This window comes from Mycolicibacterium vinylchloridicum, from assembly GCF_013404075.1.
Classification (GTDB): domain Bacteria; phylum Actinomycetota; class Actinomycetes; order Mycobacteriales; family Mycobacteriaceae; genus Mycobacterium; species Mycobacterium vinylchloridicum.
In genome coordinates this window covers 1-26,285 of the sequence record NZ_JACBJQ010000010.1, presented here as the reverse complement: position 1 = coordinate 26,285, position 26,285 = coordinate 1, and the positions used below count along the sequence as shown (strand labels likewise).

The following is a 26,285-nucleotide window of genomic DNA, read 5'->3' as shown; positions in this document are numbered from 1 at the left end:
ATCTGTAGCGACAAGGTGCGCGCTGGCCATGGACCATGCATAAGGGTTAGGTTCGGAACATGAGCCGCACCGACACTACCCTCGCCGCGCAAACTTCCCGCCTTTTCGAATTGGCCGAGCAGATCGTGGGCTTCATGCCCGCCGACGAAGGTCGCGCGCTCTACGAGGCGGCCTTGCGCTACCTGGACGCCGGGGTGGCGGTCGAGATCGGTACCTACTGCGGCAAATCCACCGTCATGTTCGGCGCTGCGGCCGCGGCAACCGGCAGTGTGCTCTACACCGTCGACCACCATCACGGATCCGAAGAGCACCAGGCGGGTTGGGAATTCCACGACACGACGATGGTCGATCCGGTCAGCGGTCGATTCGACACCCTGCCCACCTTCCGCCGGACCCTGGACGCTGCCGACCTCGACGACACGATCGTGGCGGTGGTGGGCAAGTCGCCGGTCGTGGCACGCGGGTGGCGGACGCCGCTGCAACTGCTGTTCATCGACGGTGGGCACAGCGAGGCCGCCGCGCAGCAAGACCTCGAAGGCTGGGCCAAATGGGTCGAGGCGGGCGGTGCGCTGGTCATCCACGACGTGTTCCCCGATCCCAGAGACGGTGGCCGCCCGCCGTACAACATCTATTGCCGCGCTGTGGAATCCGGTCATTTCACCGAGGTCGGCTGCACCGGTTCGCTGCGGGTGCTGGAACGCACCGCCGGTTCGGCGGGCGAGGATCCACTCAGCGCCTGACGCATTCACAGTCGTAGTCGCCCTCCAGGCCGCGCGGTAGGTCGGCGGCGCGGAAGATGCCGCTGCCGCCGGTGGTCGCCGACAACGCGTCGGCGGCCAGGATCACCGCGGCGCCGGTCCACGTCGTCCGCTCGACCGGCCAGCGCTTGCCGTCGGCGAACACCAGTCCGGTCCAGTAGGAGCCGTCCTGCTCGCGCAGGTGCTGCATCGCGGCGAACTGGGTGAGCGCCCGCCGCCGATCGCCCATCGTGTCCAGTGCCATGACCAGTTCGCAGGTCTCGGCTCCGGTCACCCAGGGCCGGTCGTCGACGCAGCGGATGCCCAGTCCGTCGACGACGAAATCGTGCCAGCGCTGGGCGATCCGGGCGCGAGCCTGCGAGCCGCGCAGTGCGCCACCGAGAATCGGGTAGTACCAGTCCATCGAATGATGCGGCTTCTCGGTGAAGGCGTCGGGGTGTTCGGCGATCGCGTGGCCGAGGTGGCCCAGCGCCACCTCCCATTCCGGTTGCGGGTCGTCGAGTCTCTCGGCGAGCGCGACCGCACACCGGATGCTGTGGTAGACGCTGGCGCAACCGGTCAGCAGCGCTTCTTCGAGAACGCCCGACGGGCCTTGGGCCCAATAGATTTCACCGGTGCCGGCCTGCATGCCGAGGACAAAATCGATACCGGCCCGAACGGTGGGCCACATGTGCTCGGCGAACCCCAGATCGCCGGTCACCAGGAAGTGATGCCAGACCCCGGCGGCGATGTACGCACAGAAGTTGCTGTCGCTGTTGGCATCCTCGATCACACCGCGTCGATACTGGATCGGCCACGAGCCATCGGCCCGCTGCTCGCGGCGGCACCACTCGTAGGCCGCGCGGGCGGGTTCGAGCAGGCCTGCCGCGGTCATGGCCATCGCACATTCGACGTGGTCCCAGACGTCGGTGTGACCGGTCTCCGACCACGGGATCTCGCCCGAGGACTCCTGCACGGCCGCAATGGATTCCGCCGTCTGGCGGCACTGTTGTGGCGTGAGGATGCCGGCGACGCCGGGCACACCCTCGAGATCAGACAGGCGCGGCATTCGTGATCGGCTTCTCGAAGTAGAGGGCAACGCTCTTACCGACCAGCGGATTGAGGGCTGCTTCGGCCACTCGGGTCAGGGCGGGCCTCGACATCATGTCCCACACCAACAGCTTGTGATACGCCTTGACCGCCGGGTGTTCCGGCTTCTCCACGCCGACAGCACATTTGAGCCACCAGAACGGAGAATGCAGCGCGTGCGCGTGATGGGAGTGGGTGAAGGTGAGACCGCCGCGAACAAGCTTGTCCTGTAACTGATCCGCCTTGTAGATACGGATGTGGCCGCCCTCGTTGGCGTGGTACTCGTCGGAAAGCAGCCAGCAGATCCGCTCGGGCAGCCACCGCGGCACCGTCACCGCCAGCTTGCCGCCCGGCTTGAGAACCCGGATCAGTTCGGCGATCGCGGCGTCGTCTTCAGGGATGTGCTCGAGGATCTCCGAGGCGATCACGCAGTCGAATTCGCCGTCCGGATAGGGCAGTGCCAGCGCATCGCCGACCACGACTTGCGCCTTGGCGGACGCGGGGGCCTCGCCTGCCTGGCCCATCGCCTGCAGCAGTGTGTCGACCTCGGCCAGCCCGGCGGCGTCCTGGTCGAACGCGATGACGTCGGCGCCACGCCGGTATGCCTCGTAACTGTGCCGCCCGGCGCCTGCGCCCACGTCGATGACCTTGGTTCCCGGTCCGACGGCAAGCCGGTCGTAATCGACGGTCAGCATGGTTCGTCCACCGCCTCGACGGAGGTGGTGATGCGCCGGCCGGTGCGTGCGATGGCCTGCTCGTAGACGCGTACGGTCTGCGCGGCCACCGATTCCCAGCTGAACACGTCGAGTGCGCGACGCCGGCCCGCGGTACCGAGCCACTGCCGGCGCGCCGGGGATTCCAGCTGCCTGCCCAGTGCCCCGATCAACTCGTCGACGTCGCCCGGCGTCACCAGGTCCGCGCATTCCCCGTCGGGCCCCAACACCTCGGGCAATGCTCCGGCGCGGCTGGCCACGATCGGTGCACCACTGGCCATCGCCTCCACCGCGGGTAGTGAGAAACCTTCGTAGAGCGACGGGATGCACGCGATTTCGGCAGACGAGAACAAACCTGCCAATTCCTCGTCGGACAGTCCGCTGGAGGTATGCACGATATCGCTGATACCCAGTTCCGCGATCAGCTTCTCGGTCGGGCCGTTGGGCTCGAGCTTGGCCACCAGCTGCAGTTCCAGGTCGTGCTCGGCGCGCAGCCTGGCCACGGCGTGCAGCAGGTGCCCGATGCCCTTGAGCGGACGGTCCGCGCTGGAGATCGCGATGATGCGCCCCGGAACTCGCGGCGCCTCAGACGGCTTGAACAGCTCCGTGTCCACCCCGAGCGGCACGACACGCAGCTGCTGGGGGCTGACCCCGAAGTCATCGGCGATATCGGTGGCCGACGACGTCGACACCGTCAACAGGTCGGGAATGTTCCTGGCGACCTTCTTCTGCATCTGTGCGAAGCCATACCATCTGTGCACCAACGGCTTTCGCCACCACTTGGCGGCAGCCAGATCGAGCACCCGGTCCCGGGTGATCGGATGGTGCACGGTGGCGACAACGGGAAGGCCCATGTCGGCGATGCGCAGTAGGCCGGTACCGAGGCACTGGTTGTCGTGCACGATGTCGAACTCGTCGCGGCGAGCGGCCAGCAGCCGGGCGGCGCGCAGGCTGAAAGTGCGGGGTTCAGGAAAACCCGACGTCCACATGGTGGCCAGCTCGAGCGCGTCGATGCGATCGCGGATCTCGCTGGGGCGGGGCACCCGGAACGGGTCGGGCTCGCGGTAGAGGTCGAGGCTGGGAACCTCGGTCAGCCGAACCCGAGGATCGAGGATCTCGGGGTAGGGCTGGCCGGAGAACACCTCGACGTCGTGGCCCAGTTCCACCAGCCCGCGACTCAAGTGCCGAACGTAGACGCCCTGCCCGCCACAGTGGGTTTTGCTGCGATAGGACAGCAACGCGATCCGCATTTTCACACTCCTGCAACGTCCATGACCGATACGGCCGAACCGCGCGCCGGGCTCGCATATGTCATCGTGTTAACAACCGGACACGGTCAGCGAGCTGTCTGGACATGTGTCTGGACTATAATTCGCTTAGCTACATACTGCAACGTAAGTGCCCGGTCCCACCCTATGTCAGGGACTATCTTCTACGGATATGCACTACAGCTGGGAGACGCTGTCAGAGGGTGTGTACCGATGCCGGTTGCCCTTTCTCGACGTCACTGTCGGATTGGTCGCAGGGGGCGATCGGATCCTGCTGATCGATTGCGGCACAACGCTTTCCGAAGCCGCGCGGATCGCCGATGACATCGGCGACCTCACTGGCGCCGTGGTGACTGACGTCGTCATGACTCACCACCATTTCGACCACATTCTGGGCTCCGCGGGATTCGGTACGGCCGTGCTATACGCACCTGCCGCGGTGGCGGAGGCGCTGACCACCGGAATCGGCGAGGTTCGCGCACATGCGGTGCGCTACGGTGCCGACCCGCAACGGCTGGACCGGGCGATTGCCGGGGTCCGGGCACCGGACCACGTCGTGACCACCACCGACCTGGACCTGGGCGGTCGCAGCGTGCACCTGGAGTCACCCGGGCCCGGCCATACCGACCATGACCTGGTCGTTGTCGTGCCGGCCCGGCCAACAGGCGGCCCTGCGGTGGTGTTCTGTGGCGACCTGGTCGAGGAGTCCGCCGACCCGGCGATCGACGCCGGCTCGGACCTGACGGCCTGGCCGCGAGCGCTGGACCGGATACTGGCACTGGGCGGGCCCGATGCGATCTACGTCCCCGGCCACGGTGCGGTGGTCGACGCCCGATTCGTGTCCGCTCAGCGGGACTGGCTCGCCGCCCGCGGGGATATCTCCGAGGCCTGACTCACCAGCCGGTGGACAGCACCCGGTCGAGCATGTCGACGAAGAAGTCGGCCGATTCGGCGGTGATGCACATCGGGGGTTTGACCTTCAGCACGTTCTGCCGGTCGCCGGTCGGCTGGACAATGACGCCGAGTTCACGCAGCCGTTCGCAGATCGCCGCCGTCTCCTCGACCGCGGGTTCCAGCGTCAGACGGTCGCGCACCAGTTCGACGCCCATGTACAGCCCGCTGCCGTGCACGGTACCGATCAGCTCGTGGCGGGTGGCCAACTCCTCGATGCGGGCCTTCAGGTGGTCGCCCACGGTCAAGGCGTTGCGCTGCAGACCTTCGGACTCCAGCAGGTCGAGCACCGTCAGGCCGACCACGCAGGAGACCGGGCTCCCGCCTGCCGAGGAGAAGAAGTAGCCCTGCGTCCGGTACTTCTCGGCGATCTCGCGGGTGGTGATCACGGCGCCGAGTGGCTGGCCGTTGCCCATGGCCTTGGCGACCGTGACGACGTCGGGCACCACGGCCTGTTGTTCGAAGCTCCAGAACGACCGGCCGGTGCGGCCGTAGCCGACCTGCACCTCGTCGGCGATGGCGAGCCCGCCCGCGCCGCGTACCGCGGTGTAGACGGCCGCGAGATAGCCGTCGGGAAGCGCCATCCCGCCGGCATTGCCGTAGAACGGCTCACAGATGAATGCCGCTGGCGGCTTTCCTTGTGCGGCAAGGTTTTCGATGATCTCGACGGCCTCGGGCGCATACCGGGCCGCGTCCGGTCCGCGATACTCGCCGCGGTAGGAATTGGGGGAGGGGACGGTGTGCACCCAGTCCGGCCGGGTGGCCAGCGCGTTGGGGTTGTCGGCGACCGACGTCGAGATGGCGTCGGTGGCGTAGGTCCAGCCGTGGTAGGCCTCGGCCACCGCGACCACGTCACGGCGGCCGGTCGCGGCCATCGCCAACCGCAATGCCAGGTCGACGGCCTCCGACCCGGAGTTGACCAGAAACACGGTGTCCAGGGGGTCGGGCAGCGTTGCGGCCAGCCGCTCGGAAAGTGCCACCACCGCGCCGTAGTTGAACCGTGAATTGGTGTTGAGCCGTCGCCACTGCCGGGCGACGGCATCCGCCAGCACCGGATGGCCGTGGCCGAGGACCGCGACGTTGTTGACCATGTCGAGGTAGCTACGCGCGTCGTTGTCGAGCATGTGCTCACGCCAGCCCCGTTCGATGCGGGGCGGGTCGAGGTAATAGTGCTCCTGGACGGCGGCGAACGAGTCCGCACGACGGCGCCACAGTCCCTCGCTGGTGTCGCCCGCGAGGGTCGCCGGCGCAAGGCCGAGCAGCGCGCTGGGGTCCTCGACCAGGCTGAGCCAACCCGCGGCGTATTCGGCGCGGACGAAATCAGGTACCACCACTTCGGGCTGTGTGCGGCACTGGATCCACAGATGGCCGTCGGCGGTGCCCAACGGGCTGCCCGCGGCCACACTCTGCCCGGGCCGCAGCTGGTCACTGACCCGCAGAGCTCCCCGCACGTGCAGTGATCCTGCGGTGCCGGTCAGGGTGACACTGTCGTCGGTGACGGCATCCACTACGCCGGCCCACGGCGCGTTGAGCGGCATCGGCGCGCCCGGCCACACATCGACGCCGGTGCCGACTGTGGCCGTGGACAGCGGGCTCAGTGGCGCCGAGCGGGTCAGGCGTGGCTGGCCGAACGTGCTGACGACGGCGTCGGCGCCCTGAATGAGTGCCTGGACGGCCAGGTCGTCCTCGACGCCGTCGGCCAGCCACCGGCCACCGTCCATCGCATCGGATTCCGTGGACAGGTCCAACCGGGTCACGGCAGCCGGGTCCAACCCGCCGAGTAGCGGGGCCTCGACCGCAACCGGATCAGGGGCGTGTGCACCACCGAGCACAGCGCGAATCTGGGCGGTCATGACCTCGCTGGGCACCTCGACGGCGCGTTCGAAGATCCGCCACTCGTAATCCAGGGCGCTGGTGGCGTAGTCGTTGTCGGCATCGATCGAGGCCTGGTGGATACCGCTGACCACGAGGACGGCCGCACGCAGGACGACCAGCGGCCAGAGCGCGTCGATCTCGGCAGGACCCAGCGGGCGCACGGCATGGAACGCGGCGACGGCGGGCAGCGTGGCGGCGGGCTCACCACCTTCATGCCGGAGCAACGAGGACACCGCGATCGCCAGTTCTCCCACGGTCCAGGATCGCGTCAGGTCACCCAGATCGATGATGCCGTCCGGGATTCGGCCGGTCTCCGGTGACGAGCACACCACGTTGTCGTCGGTGAGGTCGCCGTGGATCACCTGGACCGGCAGGTCCTCGGCCAGCTCGGCGACCACCCGCCAGGCCGCGGCGGTCGCAGCCTCGACGGCGTTGCGACGATCAACGTCGGTGACGTGCGTGGCGAGCACCTCGACGGTGCGTTGGGCATGGCGCAGATCCCACTGCAGAACGCGATCGACGCCGGGGTGGTCGAATCCGGCCAGCGCGCGTGCGGTTCGCCCGGCCAGCGCGCCCAGCGCGGCCGCCCGGGCCGGGGTGACGTACTGGTCGCCGCTCATCGTGCCGCCGGGCAGGTGGGCGATGATCCGTGCGTAGAGCACGGTGCCGTCCTCGCCGCGCAGTTCGGCGATGGGTGCGGCGCCGGCCGGGGCGATATTGGTCGCAGTGCGGATATCGGGCTCGGTCGCCGGGATGTGGGCCGCCGCGGCATCCTGGGCTTCGAGCTCGATGCGGGAGAACGCCGGGTTGGCGATCTTGAGCACGCCGACCGGATCACCGTCGGAGCTGCTCAACAAGAAATTCGCATCCTGCTGGCTACCCAGGGCGCACACCTGCGCGTCGACCCCGAACTGGGTCGCGGCGATGTCGCCGGCCTGTGCCGGGGTGATCGCCGGCACTGGTAGTTCCTCGGCTTGGAAGAAGTCGAACAGTGTCATCTCGCTACGAACTGTACTGCGGGTAGACGGCATCGGATCTGTCGTACGGTGGGCAGATGCGGGCGCTGATCATCGTCGACGTACAGAACGATTTCTGCGAAGGAGGATCGCTGGCCGTGACCGGGGCCGCCGCGGTGGTACGCGCGATCAATGCGTTGCTCGCCGGCGACCACGGCTACGACCATGTGGTGGCGACCAAGGACTACCACGTGAACCCGGGCGCTCACTTCGCCGATCAGCCCGACTTCGTCGACACGTGGCCTCGGCACTGCGTGGCGGGAACCACCGGTGCCGACTTCCATCCGGAATTGAACACCGCACCGATCGAAGCGGTGTTCCACAAGGGGGCCTACACCGCGGCCTACAGCGGTTTCGAAGGGGCCACCGACGACACCTCATTGACCGATTGGTTGCATGCCCACGGTGTCGACGAAGTGGACATCGCCGGCATCGCCACCGACTACTGCGTGCGTCAGACGGCGGCCGACGCGACTCGGGCCGGTTTCAAAACCCGTGTGCTGGTGGATCTTACGGCCGGAGTTGCGCCCGGGTCGACGGCCGAGGCGCTGCACGAGATGCGCGGCAACGGCGTCGAATTGGTCCACACCGCATGATGCCGCAGCCGCGCTCGGCCCTCCTCGACGCCGTCGACCGTTCTCCGTTGATGGCGGCCGAGCATGACCGCGCCGGCTGGGTGGGTTTGTTCACCGCCGACGGCCAGGTCGAAGATCCGGTGGGCTCGCGACCGCATGTCGGGGCGCTGCACATCGGCCGGTTCTACGACACGTTCATCGCACCGCGCCAGATCGTCTTTCATCATGGGGCCGACATCGTCTCGGAGACAACGGTTATCCGGGACGTGGTCCTCGAAGTCGGCATGGGACCGGCGGTCAAGATGCGTATCCCGGCGGTGCTGCGCTACGACCTTCGCGACGTGGCGGCGCAGTGGCGGATCGAGCGGCTGCGCGCGTACTGGGAACTGCCCGCGATGGTTGTGCAGTTCGCCGGCAACGGGTTGGCGGCCGGCCCGCAAGCTCTTGAATTGGGCCGTGCGCTCATACGCAACCAGGGATTGCGCGGGTCGCTGGGCTTCGCCACCGGCTTTCGCGGTGCCCGGTTCCGGGGCAAGCGCACGGTGCGGGCCTTCCTCGACGCCGTCGCCGCAGGCGATCAACTGCGGGCCTGGCGGTCATTGGGGCCGGGCGCGTTGATCACCCGTGGTGAGCGAAACCCGATGAAGTTCAGCGCTTTCAGCGACGAGCTGACGGGCACGTCGTGGACCAAGCTGATCGCCGCTGGTTCGTCGGTGACCGCGTCGCTGCGCGGCACCAGGCCGGCGGTGCTGATCGCCGAGCTGGGTTCGGGCGGCGGCGCCATCACTCGACTGCAGTACTTCGCCGAGTAGCCAGCTACATTCGCGCGAAGCGGGCGAGGACGAAGCAATACGCGCCGTAGGCGGCGAAGCCGATCGCAGCCGCAACGAGCAGTGCCCTACCGAAGGGTGCCTCGCCGAGGCTCTTGACCGCGGCGTCCAGCCCGGCGCCCTTCGCGGGATCGGTCGTCACGGTCGCTACCACCAGCAGGATCCCCGCGCCGCCCAACACGATTCCCTTCGCCGTGTAGCCGGCGATGCCCAATGGGGTGATCAGCGGCCCACCCCCGCTGATCGTGAGGTCCTCCTCGAACTTCGTCGACACTCCCTTGTAGACGTGGTAGCCGCCGACGCCGATGATCACCGCCGCAGCGATCAGCAGAACTCCCTTGCCCCAACCGGTTTGGAGCAACCGCGCGGTGAGTCCGGTGTTCTGCTCACTGGTGGATTGCCCACCGCCGTTGGCGAATCGCACCGCGGCGAGTGCGATGCCCGCGTAGATCAGGGCCAGGCCGACGGACTTCGCGCGGTCGAACACGTCATAGGCGCCGTCGTGTTCGCGCCCCGGTTCGGTGGGGTGCGAGCCGATAACCGCCTCGGCAACCCGCCACAGTGCCAGGGCGATCAAACCAGCCGCCGTCAACCACAGGGCGATCTTGCCTCCGGGTTGGGCTGCCAGCGTCGCCAGCGCGCCGGACTGGTCGGCGTTGCCGCCGCCGGAGCCGAACGCCAGCCGCACGATGATGTAGGCGATCAGCAGGTGCAGCACGCCGCTGATGCTGTACCCGGCCCGCGCAGCGAGTTCGAATGGCCTGCTATGTGTGGCCGCCTGCACGGCACCGTGTACCGCATTGTCAGCCATGACCAGTGGACTTCCCACGAAACCCCGCCGGCAAACGCCGGCGGGGTTTCAGAGTCGCGGTTGGTCCGTCAGTAGCTGAATGTCGTTGCCCCGTCGCCGATCCACTCCCACAGCTGAACCGTGCCGCCGGCCTCGGCGCCGGCGATGAAGGTGGCAGTGTCCAGATTCTTGGCCCGCACGCAGAGTGGGCAGACCAGGTAGCGTCCGCCCGCCCGCTCGTAGCGCTCGATGAGTTCGCCCAACGGGGGACAGCCCTCGCAGGCGGTGCCGACACCCACGCCGGGAACAGCAAGGCGGGCAGCCTCTTTCGCGAGAAACATCATCGTCGGGCGGCCCGCCTCGGCGGCGCCCAGCGCCACCAGGAAGGCCACCGTGACGCGTTCGGGATCTTCGAGCCCGGTGGAGAGGCTGATCGCTGCTTTGTTGTTGGTGTTCATGACTTTCCTCCTGTGTGTTGTTTGCTGCTAACCGTCTTGTCCATTGCTGCCGTTGTTGCCATTGCTGGTCTTTCCCGGGCCGCCGGTCCCTCCGGCGCCGCCACTACCGCCCTGGCCGCCATTGCCGCCCTGGCCGCCGTTACCCCCGTAGCTCTTGCCCGTCGTCGTGCCGCCCTGGCCGCCGTTGCCGCCCGTGCCGCCATCGCCCCTGACGCCTCCGGCGCCGCCTTTTCCGCCGTCGCCGCCGATGCCGTCGCCGGTGTTGGAGACACCACCGCCACCGCGTCCGCCGGTGCCACCGGGCGCGGCTGCGCCACCGGTTCCGCCGTCCCCGCCTTTGCCGCCGCTGGCTTGGCCGGACGTGCTCTGGCCGGCGCCGCCGGCGCCGCCTGCGCCGCCGCGGCCGGCGAGACCGCCCCGGCCACCGCCGCCGCCGTAGCCGCCGAACGCGGCACCGGTGTTGGTCGCGGTGTTGCCTCCGCTCCCACCGGTGCCGCCGGTCCCGATGAACCCGGCGTTTCCGCCTTTCCCGCCGTTGCCTCCGATGGCCGTCATCTGGCTCGACGCCTGACCACCGGGGCCGCCGGCGCCGGGCCGGCCCAGTCCTTGGCCATGGCCGCCGGTGCCGCCGTTTCCCGCGTGGACCACAGCCTCACCACCTGCGCCGCCGCCCCGCCCCCCGTTGCCGGCTGGGCCCAGCCATGAGGAGTTCGCTCCACTGCCGCCCTGGCCGCCGTATGCGGTGCCGGTCAGGGTATTTGCATAGCCTCCCGCGCCGCCGTCGCCGGCCTTACCGAACAAGCCTGCGGCGCCCCCGGTTCCGCCAGCCCCGGCGGACGCGTTGCCTTTCTCGGTGAACGCAGCCCCGCCGACGCCACCGGTCCCGCCGGTGCCACCGAGGATGCCGCCGCTGCCGCCCTTTCCTCCTGGGCCGCCCGCTGCGGGGGCGGTGTCGACCTTGACGTCGGTGCCGCCGTTGCCGCCCGCGCCACCGTTGCCGAACAATCCGGCATCACCACCCTTGCCGCCGGCCTGTCCGGGCAGGCCCACCCCGCCGTTGCCGCCGTTACCGAACAGGAGGCCGCCGCGGCCGCCGTCCTGGCCAAGGCCGCCGTTGGCACCGTTGCCGATCAACAACCCGGCGTTCTCGCCGGGCTCGTCGCCGTTGCTGATGAAGAAACCGACGAGGTCCTGCCCGACACCCAGGGCAGATGGCACCGTCGAAGCGGCCCGCTTGGCCTGCCTGTCTGCGGGCTTGTGATCCTTTGCGGCACCGATGATCACAATCGGTGCGGGGTCGGTCTCCGCGTGAGCTGTGGCCGCGCAGGCGGCGCCGACAACAGCGAACGAGCCCGCGGTCAGTGCGATGATGAATGCGTTCGTGGCCATGTTCGTCCTCAGCTGTTCATCAAACGGGTTGTGTAAGGACCGAACTCGGTGGCGATCACCGACACCGAGTCGGCCGGAAATCCGCTACGGCGGGCATGCTCACGGACCACGTCTTCGTCGTCGGCCTCGTGGACGCAGTAGATCTTGTCGGCGGTGACGTAGCTGTTGAGCCATCGGTAGGGCACGCCGAGTGAGGCCATGGCATTGTTCGATTGCCTCGCGAACTCGGCCACTTCGGCTGCGGTGAGATCGCTTGCCCCGGGCATCTCACGCTCGATGATGAATCGTTTCATGCACTTCACGCTCGGCGATCGGCGTGCGACAGACATCGGCAGCCGATGCCCATGTTTGTGCGGGCCCCGGACCTACCTACACCGCGGCGATACCTACCTGGAGATGTGCGCCGGCCCGTAACATCCCGGTGTGGCATTCGCTGAGCGCGAGCACGAGCTGGCAATTCTCGCCGCGTGTGCGGCCGAGGCGAGAGATTCCGGCGGCGCCCTGGTGATCGTCACCGGGGAATCCGGTGCTGGAAAGACGTCGTTCGTCGAGACGTTCCTGCAGCGGGGATCGTCTCGGACCCGGGTGCTGTGGGGCGGATGCGATCCGCTGTCGACTCCGCGGCCATTGGGCCCCATCCACGATCTGGCCGATCAACTCGGCTCCGACACGCGGCAGCTCTTGACCACCGCCGACCACCCGCACGAGATCTTCACCGCCGTCTTCTCCGACCTCAGAGCACAGCCGTCGATCCTGGTGATCGACGACTTGCACTGGGCCGACCAGGCCGTCATCGATCTGCTGCGCTTCATCCTGCGGCGGATCAGGCGCACCCGCTCGCTCGTGATCGGGACGGTACGCGACGACGAAATCGGTTTCAGTCACCCGATGCGCTCGCTGCTCGGTGACGTGGCCCGCTCAGTGTCCGCCACCACGCTGCCGTTGCCGCCACTGAGTCTGGCAGCCGTGACCGATCTCGCCGGTGACGCCGGAGTCGATCCCGTTTGGCTGCATGGCATTACCGGTGGTAACGCGTTCTTCGTCGGGGAGATGCTCGCGCACGGCGGTGACGATCTCCCCACGACGGTGCGTGACGCCATCCTGGCCCGAACCGTCAATCTCGAAGTCGCGGAGTGGGATCTGCTGAATTTGCTGGCCTGTGCACCCGGTGTGATCCCGAACTTTCTGCTCACCGGTCTCGGTGTCACCGTGCCGGCACTCCGCGCACTGGACGAAGCGCGGCTGATCCGGCGCACCGAGCGAGGTGTGGCTTTCCGTCATGACCTGTGTCGGCTGGCGGTCACCAGTGTGATTCCGCCTGGCGCCGAGGCTGAGCTGCACCGCCGGATGATCTCAGCGTACGAGGCTGCCGCCCAACATGATCCAGCGATCCTGACCCACCACGCACTCGGTGCCGGTGACCAGCCACGCACGTTGTCCGCTGCATCCGAGGCCGGGCGGGTCGCGGCACGAGCCGGTGCGCACACCCAGGCGGCCGAGTTCTACCACATCGCGCTCAAACACGGCGGTGCGCTGGCTCCCGAACGCGAGGCCGAGCTGCTGGAGCTGCTGGCGCAGGAGTGCTACCTGATCGATCGCCTCGACGAGGCGACCGAGGCGCGCCGCCGGGCGCTGAGCTTGCGTGCGGAGTTGGAGCAGCCCGCCGCAGTCAGCGCAAATCATCACGCTCTGGCCTTGTACGAGTCATACCAGGCGAATCTTGCGGCGGCCGAGCGCCACGGAGCGCAGGCGGTGGCCACGCTCGTCGAGCCGGGCGGCGGATCCGAGCTCGTGCTGCTCGGTCATGCCCTGACGACGCAGGCGTACTTCGCAATCTCTGCTGGCGACATCGAACGTTCCGAACTGCTGCTGGCGCAGGCGCGCGAGCACGTCGCTGCGGCCGATGATCCCGTGCTCGGTGGCCGGATCGCGATCGTCGAAGGCTACCGCGGCGGGTTGGTGGGCGACGCTGGAGCCCGTGAGGCGATCGTCTCGGGGATCACGGCCGCGACCGAGCACGTGGCCGACGATGTCTACGCCTATGGCTGTTCGATCCTGGCCTTGATCGACATCGAGCAGCGAAATCACGACCAGACCGCGGAACTGCTCGACGTCAGCGTCCCGCTGTGCCTCGAGCGAGACGCTCCGTTCGGTCGGTCGTGGTTGTTCGCGACTCGGGCGAGAATCGCTCTGCTGGTGGGTGATTGGGACGACGCCGTCGCCGACGCGGACACCGTTCTGGCCGGCGTGAGCTGGCCGTTGGTGAGCACCTGGCCGTGGATCGTCCGGGCCCTGATCTCGCTTCGACGTGAAGGTGTCGCCGCATCGGGGCTGGACGAGGCGTGGCAGATCTTCCGCGGATTCGGCGAGCATTTCCAGCTGTTTCCCGCGGCCGCGATCGCCGAGCAAGCCTGGCTGACGGGTAAGGCCGACGACCGGATCGCGGCGTGCCGGACTCTGCTGGACAGCTGCGCCGCCGACGGGATCGCCATGGCGATCGGCGATCTGGCGGTGTGGTTGCACCGACTCGATCCCGGCGTCGACACCGACCGCGCGACGGGGCCGCATCGGCTGTTGCTCGACGGCGAATTCGAAGCAGCGGCTGATGAGTTCCAACGGCGCTCGATGCCGTATGAGGCTGCACTCGCGCTCATCGACGCCGGTGACGCCGAGTTGACGCGGCGCGGTCTGAGTGTGCTCGATCGACTCGGAGCGACGGCCGTGGCCGCCAAGATTCGCCGTGATCTGCGCTTGGGAGGCGCCGGCGTCGTCCCGGGCAAAGGTCGTTCGGCCACGCTCAGCAACCCCGCCGGCCTGACCGCCCGGCAAGTCGAGGTGCTGGGTCTCATCGACCAAGGTTTGACGAATGCCGAACTGGCCGAGCGGCTTTACCTGTCGGTCCGAACAGTGGACCACCATGTGGCCGCGATACTCGGCAAGCTCGGCGTCGCCGGGCGACGGGAGGCTACCAGGAAGGGCCGCGAACTGGGCATCCTGTCGTGACATGAGTCGGCCGTCGGGGACGCAGGCCCGGAATCAGCATCGGCACGCTGTTGCGGTAGACCTGGTAGCGCTCACCGAGCTCTGCCTGCAGATCACGTTCTTCCAGTCGCAGGGCGATCAGGATGTAGCCGGTGGTGCCGATCGCGAACAGAAGATGACCCGCGGTCATGACGGGCGTCGCCCAGAACGCGACCAGAAACCCCAGCATCAGCGGGTGGCGCACCAGCCGGTACAACAGGTTCGCCCGAAAGCCCGTATTGCGGCCCGGTGATCCGCGCCAGGCCGCGAATACTTGACGCAGACCGAACAACTCGAAGTGGTTGATCATGAAGGTGGCGGCTAGGACGGTGACCCAGCCGGCCGCGAACAGCGTCCACAGCGATGCCCGGACTGCCGGCTGGCCGATCTGCCAGATCACTGCGGGCATCGTTCGCCACTGCCAATACAGCAGCAGCAGAACAAGACTCGCCAGCAGGACGTAGGTACTTCGCTCGATCACCGGCGGCACGAATCGGGTCCACCAACGCTTGAAGGCGGGTCTGGCCATCACGCTGTGCTGGACGGCGAACAACCCGAGAAGCGCGGTGTTGATCAGCAAGGCGACACCGAATGGGGCGCCGTCGATACCGCGATCGACGGTGCGCGGCACCACGAGGCCGCCGACGAAACCGATTGCGTAGCAGAAGGCGACGAGGAAGACGAGGTAACTGGCCACCCCGTAACCAACAGCCAGGATGCGGCGGGTCCGCGTCGACGCGGACGGCGAAATGTTTGTCATGATGTCGATCCTTTCGGCCTCGTCCGCGGCGATCATGGGGCAACGGCCTCAACTACTGCGGTTCGGTCAACCCGTGCCGCAGTGCATACATGCTCGCGCCGATGCGGTTGGAGACGCCGATCTTGGCGTAGGTCCGTTCGACGTGATTGCGGGCGGTCTTCTCACTGATCACCAGAAGATCCGCGATCTCTTTGTTGGAGGCGCCGCGAGCCACCAGGCACAGCACCTCGATCTCGCGGGGCGTCAGCCCGTCGGGCCGTGTCCCCGGCCGCCGGGTGCGATGGCCGGCCGCGTGCAGGACCGCTTCGGCGGCGACGTCGTCGAGCTCGCCGCCACGTGCACGGTCCCGGACCCGCCGCGCTGCCGCCGCCGGATCCAGTGCCGCACGGTAAGGACGCGGCTCCAACGCCGATTGATAGGCGACGGCGGCGGCCAACACCCGGTCGGGCATGCCGAGCGCGGCGCCGGGCAGGCTGCGCGGATAGCCGGTGCCGTTGACGCATTCGTGGTGATTGCCGGCGATCTGGGCGACCTGCTCGAGGCCGTTGATCCGGCTCAGGATGCGGGTGGTGAGGTAGGGGTGCAGGCGCATGCGCTCGAACTCGGCCGCCGACAACGTCGAGGGCTTGGACCACACCTGGTTGGAGACGCCGATGCGGCCGAGGTCGTGGACGTGACCGGCCCGCCGGACCAGGGTGACCGCCTCGGCGCGAAGGCCGGCCAACTCCGCCGCGTCGCCGGCCAGCTGCGCGACCGCGCGTGAATGGCCAAGGGTGAAAGGACATTTCAAGTCGACGAAATCGCCAAGGGCTACCAGCATCTCGTCGAGCGGCTGCTGCTGCAGCGGCTGGTGATGATCGGGGGCGCACGCCAGCGCGCTGTCCCACACCTCGCCGGCCTGCGGTCCGGCCAAGATCGCCTCGGCGTCGGCGGTGAAGACCTCGACGACCTTCGGATCGAAGTGGTGGCCGCTACGTTCGCAGACCATGTCCACCGCGGCGCTCACGCCACCGGTGCGGTGGTGCACCTCGGCCATATCGGCGACCTGTGCCACGCGCATCTCGATCGGGATGTCCTCGCCGCGAACGCCGCCGGGCAGACCGCGGCCGTCGTAGCGTTCGAAGCTGAACCCCAGTGCGTCCTGAACTCCGGTACCCAGCCCCATGCGGTCGGCCAGCAGTGCCGCCGAGGTGCAGTGCGAGTGGATCAGCTGGGACATGTTCCCGCGGGCGTTGATGAACAGGGTCGCGATCGCGGTCAGCCGTTGGGCGAGGGGTTCGCCCCGGCCGATGTTGGCGGCCAGGAAGCGGAAGTACGGCAGCCCGGCCCAGTCGACGTGGTACGAGTCGCGGCGCACGGAGATGTCGTCGCCGAACCACTGTGCGAATTCATGCGAGTCGGCGTGACAGCCGATCCACATGACCAGCGTCGCGTAGTACACACAATCGCGTTGATCGCGGTCGAGGCCCAGCCGGTCGGCGATCCGCGTTCCGATCAGCGCGGCACGCAGCATGTGCTCGGCGGGCTGCCCCAGGCCGAGGTCGATCGCCACCGAGAGCGCGGCCAGCAATTCGGCGCGGCTCGGTGCGCGGGGCGAGGGACCTCCGGGGGTCCTCGGCACTGCCACGTGCTCGATTGTGCTCCCTAACATGCGGCTTCGGGCATCGTTGGCGCGGTGTGCCGGGCCGAGATGTGGCGGTGCGGATCGAAGCTGTCGAACCGAGCTGTGCCGATCACGCACAGCCCCCGCTGCGGGAGACGGAAATCGGCCAGCCGGTCCTGCGTGGCCAGCGGGGCGAGGGCCCCGAGGTTCATTCCGCGCAACACCGCCCGCGACTCGCGTACCGCCCAGATCTGGCGTGGCGCGACGCGGAACCCCTGACCGTTGGGGACATGACCAGTCAGCCGCATCTCGCCCGTTCCCAGCAGCGGCCCGGCCATCCGGCCCATCGCGGCCAGAACCGGTCTGCTCGCCCAGGCCCGCTCGGGCAGTGCCCGGCCCAGCCGGCTGACCGTCCGGGTGGTCACCGTGCTGGCCATGCCGACGGTCCACCGCAGCAGCCCGGGAATGGCGATCGTCAACGACCAGGGATCGGCCCACGTCGTCGCGATCGCGCACTGCACTGCCGGAATCGTTGTCGCCGAACTGAAATAGCGGGCGCAGCTCTGCTCGGCGGGCGTGGTCGCATAGAACGTCCAGCGACCGTCGGGGTCGCGATGCCAGACCGAGCGGTAGGCGGGGGAGAACGAGGACGCTCCGAAGTCGCGGTAGGCCAGATAGTGCCCGGTGTCGAACGGCAGGCCCATGATGCCGAAACCGCCGACCCGGTCGTCGGTGCCGGCCGGCAGGTTCGCATGGTCGGTGACGGCGCGGACCGCGCTCTGGGGGGTGCTGATGGTTGTCATGGCCCCATGCTGGCTTCGCACAGCGGGGCCGGGCATGGGGCAGCTGCCCCACATCTACTGTGGCTTGCGCAGGGTCTCCCAGTCGTGCTCGGCGTCGAGCTGGTCGATCAGGCGACGGGTGCGTTCCTTGAGCAGCATGGTCATCCCGATACCGATGAGGATTGCGACCACCAGTGCGACCCAGGAGAACCGCGAGAGCCACTTCTCGGCGGCGATACCGAGGTAGTAGACCACCGCGGTGGTGCCGCCGGCCCAGCAGATGGCGCCGGATGCGTTGGCGGCCAGGAACTGCGGGTACCGCATATGCAGCGCACCGGCGAGTGGTCCGGCCAGGATGCGCAGTAGTGCGATGAAGCGCCCGAAGAACACCGCCCACACACCCCACCGGGCGAACAACTGCTTGGCCAGCGCCACGTGGCCCGGGCCGAAGTGTTTGGGGAAGCGTTTGCCGAGCCGCTCGAACAATCCCATCCCGAACCTGCGGCCGATCGTGTACCCGATCGTGTCGCCGACGATGGCGCCGACGGTGGCTGCCGCGCCCACCCACACCGGGCTGATGTCCAGGGTGTGCCGGGAGGCCAGCAGTGCCGCACTCACCAGCGCGATCTCGCCGGGCAACGGGATGCCCAGACTCTCTATGCCGATGATCAACCCGACGACCAGGTACACCGCCAGCGGCGGGATGGATTCCAGTATCGAGTCGACCGTCACCCGCCAAGGATGCCGTATCGACGGCACTTAGGCGGCAGTTACCACCGGTGCTCGCGTGTCGACCTCAGCCGTCGCGCTTGCGGCGATAGAGCGTTCCAAGGCCCAACAGGATCAGGCTGATCACCAGGATCGCGGTGGCCAGCACGTTGATCTGAGGTGGCACAGCTGCTTTCACCGCAGCGTTCACGTACAGCGGGTACGTCACCGTCGAGCCGCTGACGAAGTACGTGATGATGAAATCGTCCAGCGACAGCGCGAACGACAGCATCGCGGCAGCGACGATGCCCGGCACGATCAGCGGCAGGGTCACCTTGAAGAAGGTCCGGGTGGGGCCCGAACCCAGATCCAGGGAAGCGTCTTCGAGTGTCCAGTCGAAGCCACGGATCCGGGCCCGCACGGTCATCGCGATGAAGCTGATCTCGAATGCCACGTGCGCGATCACGATCGTGGCGTATCCGGTGGCCCAGCCCAGGTCGAGGAACAGCGTCAGCAGCGACGCACCCATGACGACCTCGGGTGAGGTCAACGGCAGCACCAGGAAGGTGTCCACCGTCTTGCTGCCGCGGAACCGTTGGCGCACAAGGGCAATGGCCACCAGCGTGCCGAAGACAACCGAGATCGCTGTCGACACCGCGGCGACGTTCAGGCTCAGCTTCAATGCCTCGGTCAGGGCGGGGTATTTGAACGGGTCGGCCCAGTTGTCGAGCGTGAACCCCTGCCAGGTGTAGTTGAACTTGCCGGCCGGCTTGTTGAACGAGAAGACGATGATCACCAGGATCGGCAGGAATAGGTAGAACAGCACCAGGCCGGCGATGACCCGCAGCGCCACGTCGCCGAGCTTGAACGTTCCCCGGATGTTGCGGCCCGGCTTGGCCAGCCCGCCATGATCGATCGTCTGGGCGATCGCCGCGCCGGCCTCGGTCGTCATACGAGATCCTCCGTGCCCAGCGCCTTCGTGTAGAGCAGGACGCCGATCAGGATCAGCGCCATCAGCACGAAGCTCAGCGCGGCGGCGGCCGGGTAATCCTTGACCACCAGGAACTGTTTCTGGATGACGTTGCCGATCATCCTGGTTTGGGTACTGCCCAGATAGTCGGCGTTGATGAAGTCACCGACCGACGGTATGAAGACCAGCATGCTGCCGGCGAGCACACCGGGCATCGCCAGCGGCATGATCACCTTGCCGAACATTCTGCGGTTGGTGGCATACAGATCTCGGGACGCCTCCAGCAGGCGAGCGTCGATCTTCTCCAGGCTGACGTACAACGGCAGGATCATGAAGATGATCCAGTTGTAGGTCAGGCCGCCGATGACCGCCCAGCCGGTCGACAGCAGGCGCCCTTCGGACGGCAGCAACCCGACCGTGCCGAGCGCGTGAACCACCCAGCCGTCGTCGGCCAGGATCGTCTTCCACGCCAGGGTGCGGATCAGGAAGGTCACGAAGAACGGCAGGATCACCAGGCCGAGCAGCAGATTCTTGTACCTGCCCGCCTTGAACGCGATCACATAAGCCAGCGGGAAAGCCAGCAGAATACACAGCACAGTGGCGGCCAGCGCATAGCCGAACGAGCGCATGATCTGCTCGCGGTAAGTGCTCAGCGCCTCACCGTAATTCGCGAAATCCCAGGCGAACGTGAGCTCCGGCAGATAGATCGAGCCGCCCATCTCCGACAGTGAGGTCCGGAACAGCGATACGAACGGCACCACGTAGAAGACCCCGAGATACGCAAGCGCGGGCAGGATCATCAGGTAGGGAGCGATCTTGCTCCGCTGCCGGTTGCTACTGGCTACTCCCGCCATGCGTCAGCCGCCGGTGACTTCGGCGTACGCCTTGTTGAACTCGTCGGTCTGCTCGTCGGTGAGCGCGGCCCAGGTCTTCAACTTGTCCAGGGTCTCCTTCGGCGGGTTGATCAACGGGTTGGCGGCCAGCCCCGGATCGATCTTGTTGAGCTCGTCGGTCATGTCCGACAGCACCGGCACATATTGGGTGTGCGCGATCAGCTTGGCGTAGTTGGCCCGGTCGTATACGTAGTTGATCCACGTCTCGGCGGCCTTCTGGTTCTGGGTGGTGTACGGGATCACCATCGTGTCGATGAACGTCGTCCCGCCGGAGTCGGGCACCACGAACTTCAGATCCGGGTTGTCCTTTTGCAGCTGGACGACGTCACCCGAATATGCCTGGGCGATCACGACATTGCCGGAAGCCAGGTCGTCGGCGTAGTCGTTGCCGGTGAACCGCCGGATCTGGCCCGCGTCCTTCTGCTGCTTGATCACGCCGACCGCCTTGTTCACGGCGTCGGAGGTGGGGTCCTCCACCGAGCCGCCCGTGGCGAGCATGATCATGCCGAGGCCGTCCTGAGTGTCGGCCAGCAGGCTGATCTTGCCCTTGAACGCCGGATCCCACAGGTCGTCGATCTTGGTGATGTCGCGATTGGTCGCCGCGCGGTTGTAGGCCAGGCCCACCATGCCGGACATGTACGGCGCGCTGAACTTTCGGCCCGGGTCGGCCTTGGCGTTGAGCAGATCGGTCCGCATGTTCTTCTTGTTGGTCCAACGGCTTTCACCGATGGGGTTGAGCCAGCCCAGCCCGTTGAGCCGGGCGGCGAGGAACTGGGTGGGGACCACCAGGTCGGCGCCGATGTCCTGCTTGCGTGACAGCGGCTCCTTGTTCTTGGCGAACCACTCCTCGTTGTCGTTGAAGTCCTCTTTGTAGTCCACCGTCAGGCCGGTCGCGGTCTGGAAGGCGGCGACGAAACCGTCGGCCATGTACAGCGGCCAGTTCGAGATCCGCAGCTTTCCGGTGGCGGGGGAGCCGTCGTCGGCAGGGGCCGCAGGCGAGCTGGAACTGCTCTTGTTGTCGGACTTTCCACAAGCGGCGAGGAAGGACGGTCCCAGGACGAGCGCGGCCGCGGCAGCGGCACCGCCACCGATGAACCGGCGTCGGGAGGACAGCGAAGCGAGGATCCGGGGGTCGATCTCTGTGGCCATGTGCCGTGGTGCCTTTCGTAGGGGGAAGTTGGGTCGATGAACGGGCGTGGCGCGGCGTCGATCCGGTTTACGAATCGTCGAGCATCTCTTCGAGGTCTTCGGTGGTCGGGATGTCGGCCGCGGGCAAGACCAACGACGCGTCGGGTGACCAGGCCACGAAGACATCGTCCCCGGGGCGCAGCATGGGCAGGTTCTGCTCGGGTCCGACGTGGGCCAGGATCGGGGAGTTGTCGGCGGCAGCCATCGACAAGCGCAGTACCGGACCCTGGAAGGTCAGGTCGACGACCTTGGCGGCGACGGTCGCGAAGTCTCCGGTGGGCTGGTCCATCGACACCCGGACCCGTTCGGGGCGGACCATCAGCGTGGCCTGCCCGCCGGGCTCGATCGTGGTGTCGCCGGGCCTGGCCTTGAGCGTGGTGCCCAGCACCTCCACCTCGACATAATCGCGGTTGGTGCGGCCGGTTTGGCGGCCGTGCCACAGGTTGGCCTGACCGATGAAGCCGGCAACGAACACGGTGGCGGGCCGATCGTAGATATCGGTCGGGGTGCCGATCTGCTCGACATTGCCCTGGTTCATGACCGCGATCCGGTCGCTCATCGTGAGCGCTTCCTCCTGGTCGTGCGTCACATAGACGAACGTGATGCCGACTTCGCGCTGGATGCGCTTGAGCTCGAACTGCATGACGTGGCGCAGCTTGAGGTCCAGGGCGCCGAGCGGCTCGTCGAGCAGTAGCGCGCTGGGGTAGTTGACCAGCGCGCGGGCCAGGGCGACGCGCTGCTGCTGCCCGCCGGAGAGTTGGGCAGGCTTGCGCTGGGCGAAGTCGGTGAGCCGAACGACCTCGAGCATCTCGTCGACGCTCTTCTTGACGGTGGCCTTGTCTTTCTTCTGGCTGCGCGGGCCGTAGGCGACGTTGTCCCACACCGTCATATGGGGGAACAGGGCGTAGTGCTGGAAGACGGTGTTGACGTTGCGCTTGTGCGGTGGCACCCGCGACACGTCGACGCCTTCAAGCCGAATCGCGCCCTCGGTGGGCTGTTCGAAGCCGGCGATCATGCGCAGGGTGGTCGTCTTCCCGCAGCCGGACGGGCCGAGCATGGAGAAGAATTCGCCGGCCCCGATGGAGAAGTCGGCGTCGGTGACGGCGACGTAGTCCTCGAAGCGTTTGACGACGTGGTCGATCTCGATCACGGGCGCGCCGGTGGCGCGCTTGGATCCGGGTTTTCCGGTGGTCTGCTGGGTGGCGGTGGCGCCGGTGTCGGTCAGGGCCCGTCCTCCTCGTAGTCCCGCGGGCCGACGAGAAGTAGCAGCCTGTCGACCCCGCTCCTAAACGATTGCGGATTTGCGTGCTCTTCGCAACCGATTCCGCAACGAAATATGAATTCTTCGATGGAATCGCTCGTTATGACCCGGGTCGAGGCACGGCTTTCGACACGGACCCGGTTGGCTCGAGGTCGTCCTTGGACGGATCGTATCGCCGTTCAGGCCGTCGCGAGCCCTCGTGCGATAACCAGCCGCTGAATTTGGTTGGTTCCTTCGAAGATCTGGGTGATCTTGGCTTCGCGCATGTAGCGCTCGACGCGGAAGTCGCGGGTGTAGCCGACACCACCGAGCACCTGGACGGCATCGGTGGTCACCTTCATGGCGGCGTCCGTGGCCACCAGCTTGGCGACGCTGGCCTGCTGCGAGTAGGGCAGGCCGGCGTCCCGCCGCCGAGCGGCATCCAGATAGGTGGCCCGCGCGCTCGCCACCGCGGCGGCCATGTCGGCGAGCAGGAATCCCAGGCCCTGGTGATCAATGATCTTGCGGCCGAACGTCGTTCGGTCGTTGGCGTAGGCGCACGCCTCGTCGAGGGCGGCCTGTGCGATTCCTACTGCCACGGCCGCGATGCCGAGCCGGCCCGAGTCCAGCGCGCTGAACGCGATCTGCAGGCCCTGACCCTCGGCGCCGATCCGGCGCCCGGCGTCGATGACCGCGTTGTCGTAGAACGCCGATGTCGTGGGAACGGCGGCCAGTCCCATCTTTTCCTCGGGCTTGCCGAAGCTCAGACCCGGCAGATCCGCAGGCACCAGGAAGCAGGAGATGCCGCGGCCACCCTCGCCCGTCCTCGCGAACAGGGTGTAGAAATCGGCCCGCCCGCCGTGGGTGATCCAGGCCTTCGAACCGTTGATGACGTATCCGGGAGCCGCCTCGGCGGCGGAAAACACAGCTTTGCACTGCAATGCGGCGGCATCCGACCCGGCCTGCGGTTCGGACAGGCTGTAGGCGCCGATCTGCTCACCCGACAGCATGCCGGGTAGCCAGCGTTCGCGCTGTCCGTCGGTGCCGAACGCCAGCAGCGGGTGGCACGACAGGCTGTGCACGCTCACCGCGACCGCCACTGCGGCCCAGCGCGCGGCGATCTCCTCGAGAACTTGCAAGTACACCTCGAAGGGCTGACCGCCGCCGCCCCACTCCTGCGGCTGCGGCAGGCTCAACAGCCCCGCCGCACCGAGTTGGGCGAACACCCCTTCGGGATAGGTCTCCGCGCGCTCGTGCTCGTCGACGATCGGGCTGAGCACTTTGTCGCCGATGTCGCGGGTCAGCGCGATGAGATCCGCGGCGTCCTGGTCGGGGAGGAGTCGGTCGACGGGCATGAGCGGGGCCTCTCGATTGATACTCAGAATAGTACTGACTTACATCTATCAGTACTATTCGGGGATGGCCACCCGCACCTCCCCGGCGGCGTTCGGGACCCGGCGCCGCGGCGAGCTGTTCGACGCACTGCTGTCGCTCTTTCTCGCCGAGGGGTTCGCCCACCTGACCCTCGACGACATCGCCGCACGGTTGCGCTGTTCGAAGGGGACGCTCTATACGCTGGCCGGCAGTAAGGAGCAGCTGGTTCACGCAGTCACCGTGTACTTCTTCCGGCGTGCCACCGACGACGTGGAACACACGGTCTCAGAGGTCGATGGCGCGCGTGAGCGGATCACCGCTTACCTCACCGCGGTCGGCACCGCGCTCGAAGTCGCCTCCGATCGGTTCATGGCCGACCTGGACGCGTTCGCGCCGGCCCGGGCGGTCTATGAACAGAACACCGCGATCGCGGCCCGCCGGGTCAGCGAACTGATCGCCGAAGGGGTTGCCGCACAAGAGTTCCGGGACGTGCATGCCGCATTCGCCGCGGATCTGGCCGCAGCCATGATGGTGCGCATCCAGCAGGGGACCGTGCGGTCCGCGACCGGGCTGGACGACGCGGCCGCCTACCGCGAGCTGGCCGCCATCCTGACCGCAGGCATCTCTGCCTGACTCACATGTGGGCGCCGCCGTCGATGCGGACCTCGGTGCCCGACACGAAGTACGCATCCGGGCTGCCCAGCATCGCGACAACATTGGCCACGGCATCCGGCTTCGCGAATATCTCGCCCTTTGGAAACGGCAGCAGGGGTGCGACCCGGCCGAACAGGCTGTAGTCGACATCATCGGGCAGTCCGGGGCCGACGCTCTGCTTGGACTCGCCGGTGCCGTCGGTCATCCCCGACGAGATCGATCCGGGCTGCACCGAGTTGAAACGGATGCCGTCCGTGGCGAACTCGGCGGCCAACGCATGCGTCATGGCCTGCACGCCGCCCTTCGACGCGGCATAGGCCGACATATAAGGATGAGCGAAAGCGGCCGATGTCGAGCTGAAATTCACGACGGCCGGGGCAGATCCCGCGCGCAGAGCCGGAATTGACTGCCGCGTCACGAGGAACGTGCCGACGAGGTTGACCCGCAGTACCTGCTCGAAAGCCGCAAGCGTGGTGTCGAGGAAGTGATCCGACCGCAGGATGCCCGCGACGTTCACCAGCGTGTCGAGGCCGCCGAGCGTGGAGATCGCTTCATCGACACCGGTTTTCACCGACTCCTCGCTGCCGACGTCGATGACCACCGTGCTCAGCCGGTCACCGGCGCCGGCGGCCTTGGCCGTGGTGTCCGCCAGGCCCGACTCGCTGATATCGGCGGCCACCACACGACCACCTTCGGCGAGAATGCGCAGTACACAGGCCTGCCCGATGCCGGAGCCGCCGCCGGTGATCAGTACTCGACGATCGGTGTAACGCTGCAAGATCGACATCGCGGGTCGGCTCCTTTGTGGGGTCGGGGACAGCGGCCTCGATCATTGTGGGCCGCGGTCCCCGGGGCGCGGAGTCGATCCCGCTGACCGGAATCCAGGCTGTCCCAAATCGAGTCGACGTCTGGGCCGCATAATCGAGACACTTGAGCTCAAGTCGTCTCGAAGCGACACGACGAAACACCGACACCACCAGTCACAGGTCCCGATTGCCGAGATTCGCTACCGCGCGGGCGCTAAGTGCACTAATCTGCGTTGGCGTCGTTGAAACACGTTCCAGTTTTGGACCGGTTTGTGCCATGGCGCTGGGGCGATGACCGCGACGATGTTGGAGGTTCAGAAGACACCCATGGCAAATCGGACAGCAGATCGTTGGTCACCGGGCATCGCGTTGAGCGGTATGTCGGGGCCGATGCAGGCTATTGGTGGTTTGTTTGCGATGTCGGCTGATGCGGTGCGGTTTGTGTTTCGGAAGCCGTTTCGAGGTTGCCCCGGTCTTCGTGGAATTTGAGGTGGCGGTCCCTCACCTGATGCCCGCCAGATGGTAGGTCTTCGGGTGAACGACCAAGTACACCTCGAAGAAGGAGTAAGGGACCGCCATGAAGACCGTACCTACT

Annotated in this window: 24 protein-coding genes and 1 pseudogene; 7 read left to right on the top strand and 18 right to left on the bottom strand. The window is 67.2% G+C overall.

The window, feature by feature from the left end:
• Positions 1-59: 59 nt before the first annotated feature.
• Positions 60-740 carry a class I SAM-dependent methyltransferase gene (locus HPC46_RS10720; RefSeq protein WP_179469570.1) on the top strand — a complete coding sequence of 227 codons (681 nt, stop codon included), beginning with the start codon at positions 60-62 and terminating at the stop codon, positions 738-740.
• Here the strand turns inward: HPC46_RS10720 and HPC46_RS10715 are convergent.
• Genes HPC46_RS10715 through HPC46_RS10705 form a run of 3 tightly spaced genes read right to left on the bottom strand, consistent with a single transcriptional unit; the run spans position 730 to position 3,789 of the window.
• The gene (locus HPC46_RS10715) at positions 730-1,806 is read right to left on the bottom strand and encodes an MMP endo-(1,4)-3-O-methyl-alpha-D-mannosidase (RefSeq protein ID WP_179469568.1); all 1,077 of its coding nucleotides are present in this window, start codon (positions 1,804-1,806) and stop codon (positions 730-732) included. The two genes, HPC46_RS10720 and HPC46_RS10715, sit on opposite strands and share 11 nt — an antisense overlap.
• The gene (locus tag HPC46_RS10710; protein WP_179469566.1) at positions 1,790-2,521 is read right to left on the bottom strand and encodes a class I SAM-dependent methyltransferase; all 732 of its coding nucleotides are present in this window, start codon (positions 2,519-2,521) and stop codon (positions 1,790-1,792) included. The genes HPC46_RS10715 and HPC46_RS10710 overlap by 17 nt, the downstream gene beginning before the upstream one ends.
• Positions 2,515-3,789, bottom strand: coding sequence for an MMP alpha-(1->4)-mannosyltransferase (locus HPC46_RS10705; RefSeq protein WP_179469563.1), 1,275 nt, complete (start codon positions 3,787-3,789; stop codon positions 2,515-2,517). Before HPC46_RS10705 ends, HPC46_RS10710 begins: the two co-directional genes overlap by 7 nt.
• A gap of 190 nt (positions 3,790-3,979) precedes the next feature.
• On the opposite strand from HPC46_RS10705, the gene HPC46_RS10700 reads away from it, so the two are divergent.
• Positions 3,980-4,699 (top strand): MBL fold metallo-hydrolase, encoded by a 720-nt coding sequence (locus HPC46_RS10700; protein WP_179469561.1) that lies wholly within the window; start codon positions 3,980-3,982, stop codon positions 4,697-4,699.
• A 1-nt stretch (position 4,700) separates the two neighbouring features.
• On the opposite strand, the gene HPC46_RS10695 is transcribed toward HPC46_RS10700, so the two are convergent.
• Positions 4,701-7,631 (bottom strand): aminotransferase, encoded by a 2,931-nt coding sequence (locus HPC46_RS10695; RefSeq protein WP_179469559.1) that lies wholly within the window; start codon positions 7,629-7,631, stop codon positions 4,701-4,703.
• A 56-nt stretch (positions 7,632-7,687) separates the two neighbouring features.
• Between HPC46_RS10695 and HPC46_RS10690 the strand changes: the two genes are divergently transcribed.
• The gene (locus HPC46_RS10690) at positions 7,688-8,245 is read left to right on the top strand and encodes a nicotinamidase (protein ID WP_179469557.1); all 558 of its coding nucleotides are present in this window, start codon (positions 7,688-7,690) and stop codon (positions 8,243-8,245) included.
• Positions 8,242-9,036 (top strand): ketosteroid isomerase family protein, encoded by a 795-nt coding sequence (locus tag HPC46_RS10685; protein WP_179469555.1) that lies wholly within the window; start codon positions 8,242-8,244, stop codon positions 9,034-9,036. The genes HPC46_RS10690 and HPC46_RS10685 overlap by 4 nt, the downstream gene beginning before the upstream one ends.
• 4 nt (positions 9,037-9,040) lie before the next feature.
• On the opposite strand, the gene HPC46_RS10680 is transcribed toward HPC46_RS10685, so the two are convergent.
• The 4 genes from HPC46_RS10680 to HPC46_RS10665 form a co-directional block, all read right to left on the bottom strand.
• On the bottom strand, positions 9,041-9,865 hold the full coding sequence (locus HPC46_RS10680; protein ID WP_179469553.1) for a DUF1206 domain-containing protein: 825 nt from the start codon (positions 9,863-9,865) through the stop codon (positions 9,041-9,043).
• A gap of 68 nt (positions 9,866-9,933) precedes the next feature.
• Positions 9,934-10,302 carry a DsrE family protein gene (locus HPC46_RS10675; RefSeq protein WP_179469551.1) on the bottom strand — a complete coding sequence of 123 codons (369 nt, stop codon included), beginning with the start codon at positions 10,300-10,302 and terminating at the stop codon, positions 9,934-9,936.
• Positions 10,303-10,329: 27 nt separating this feature from the next.
• Positions 10,330-11,691, bottom strand: coding sequence for a PGRS repeat-containing protein (locus HPC46_RS10670; RefSeq protein WP_179469549.1), 1,362 nt, complete (start codon positions 11,689-11,691; stop codon positions 10,330-10,332).
• Positions 11,692-11,699: 8 nt separating this feature from the next.
• Positions 11,700-11,984: a DUF4242 domain-containing protein gene (locus HPC46_RS10665; protein ID WP_005144299.1), complete on the bottom strand. Its 285-nt coding sequence runs from the start codon at positions 11,982-11,984 to the stop codon at positions 11,700-11,702.
• 130 nt (positions 11,985-12,114) lie between these two features.
• Here HPC46_RS10665 and HPC46_RS35755 point away from each other — a divergent pair, with 130 nt between their 5' ends.
• Complete coding sequence (locus tag HPC46_RS35755) at positions 12,115-14,694, top strand: AAA family ATPase (protein ID WP_179469547.1); 2,580 nt, start codon at positions 12,115-12,117, stop codon at positions 14,692-14,694.
• Here HPC46_RS35755 and mddA read toward each other — a convergent pair.
• The 9 genes from mddA to HPC46_RS10615 form a co-directional block, all read right to left on the bottom strand.
• Positions 14,657-15,472, bottom strand: a complete 816-nt coding sequence (mddA, locus tag HPC46_RS10655; protein WP_179469545.1) for a methanethiol S-methyltransferase — start codon at positions 15,470-15,472, stop codon at positions 14,657-14,659. The two genes, HPC46_RS35755 and mddA, sit on opposite strands and share 38 nt — an antisense overlap.
• A gap of 52 nt (positions 15,473-15,524) precedes the next feature.
• Entirely contained in the window at positions 15,525-17,093 is a 1,569-nt protein-coding gene (locus tag HPC46_RS10650; RefSeq protein WP_325096630.1) for an HD domain-containing phosphohydrolase, read from the bottom strand.
• 23 nt (positions 17,094-17,116) lie between these two features.
• Complete coding sequence (locus tag HPC46_RS10645) at positions 17,117-17,878, bottom strand: hypothetical protein (RefSeq protein WP_179469541.1); 762 nt, start codon at positions 17,876-17,878, stop codon at positions 17,117-17,119.
• Positions 17,879-17,932: 54 nt separating this feature from the next.
• Positions 17,933-18,589, bottom strand: coding sequence for a DedA family protein (locus tag HPC46_RS10640; RefSeq protein WP_179469539.1), 657 nt, complete (start codon positions 18,587-18,589; stop codon positions 17,933-17,935).
• Between the two features lie 64 nt (positions 18,590-18,653).
• The gene (locus HPC46_RS10635; RefSeq protein WP_179469537.1) at positions 18,654-19,517 is read right to left on the bottom strand and encodes an ABC transporter permease; all 864 of its coding nucleotides are present in this window, start codon (positions 19,515-19,517) and stop codon (positions 18,654-18,656) included.
• Positions 19,514-20,389: an ABC transporter permease gene (locus tag HPC46_RS10630; RefSeq protein WP_179469535.1), complete on the bottom strand. Its 876-nt coding sequence runs from the start codon at positions 20,387-20,389 to the stop codon at positions 19,514-19,516. Before HPC46_RS10630 ends, HPC46_RS10635 begins: the two co-directional genes overlap by 4 nt.
• Before the next feature lie 3 nt (positions 20,390-20,392).
• Entirely contained in the window at positions 20,393-21,577 is a 1,185-nt protein-coding gene (locus tag HPC46_RS10625; RefSeq protein WP_179469533.1) for a polyamine ABC transporter substrate-binding protein, read from the bottom strand.
• A gap of 67 nt (positions 21,578-21,644) precedes the next feature.
• Entirely contained in the window at positions 21,645-22,766 is a 1,122-nt protein-coding gene (locus HPC46_RS10620) for an ABC transporter ATP-binding protein (RefSeq protein ID WP_179469531.1), read from the bottom strand.
• A gap of 290 nt (positions 22,767-23,056) precedes the next feature.
• Positions 23,057-24,211, bottom strand: a complete 1,155-nt coding sequence (locus HPC46_RS10615; RefSeq protein ID WP_179469529.1) for an acyl-CoA dehydrogenase family protein — start codon at positions 24,209-24,211, stop codon at positions 23,057-23,059.
• Positions 24,212-24,275: 64 nt separating this feature from the next.
• Here HPC46_RS10615 and HPC46_RS10610 point away from each other — a divergent pair, with 64 nt between their 5' ends.
• Positions 24,276-24,863, top strand: a complete 588-nt coding sequence (locus tag HPC46_RS10610) for a TetR/AcrR family transcriptional regulator (RefSeq protein WP_179469527.1) — start codon at positions 24,276-24,278, stop codon at positions 24,861-24,863.
• Between the two features lies 1 nt (position 24,864).
• Here HPC46_RS10610 and HPC46_RS10605 read toward each other — a convergent pair whose 3' ends face one another.
• Entirely contained in the window at positions 24,865-25,671 is an 807-nt protein-coding gene (locus HPC46_RS10605; protein WP_179469525.1) for an SDR family NAD(P)-dependent oxidoreductase, read from the bottom strand.
• Between the two features lie 346 nt (positions 25,672-26,017).
• Here HPC46_RS10605 and HPC46_RS34935 point away from each other — a divergent pair.
• Positions 26,018-26,152 (top strand): annotated as a pseudogene (locus tag HPC46_RS34935) (ABC transporter permease); the annotation flags it as partial.
• Between the last annotated feature and the right edge of the window lie 133 nt (positions 26,153-26,285).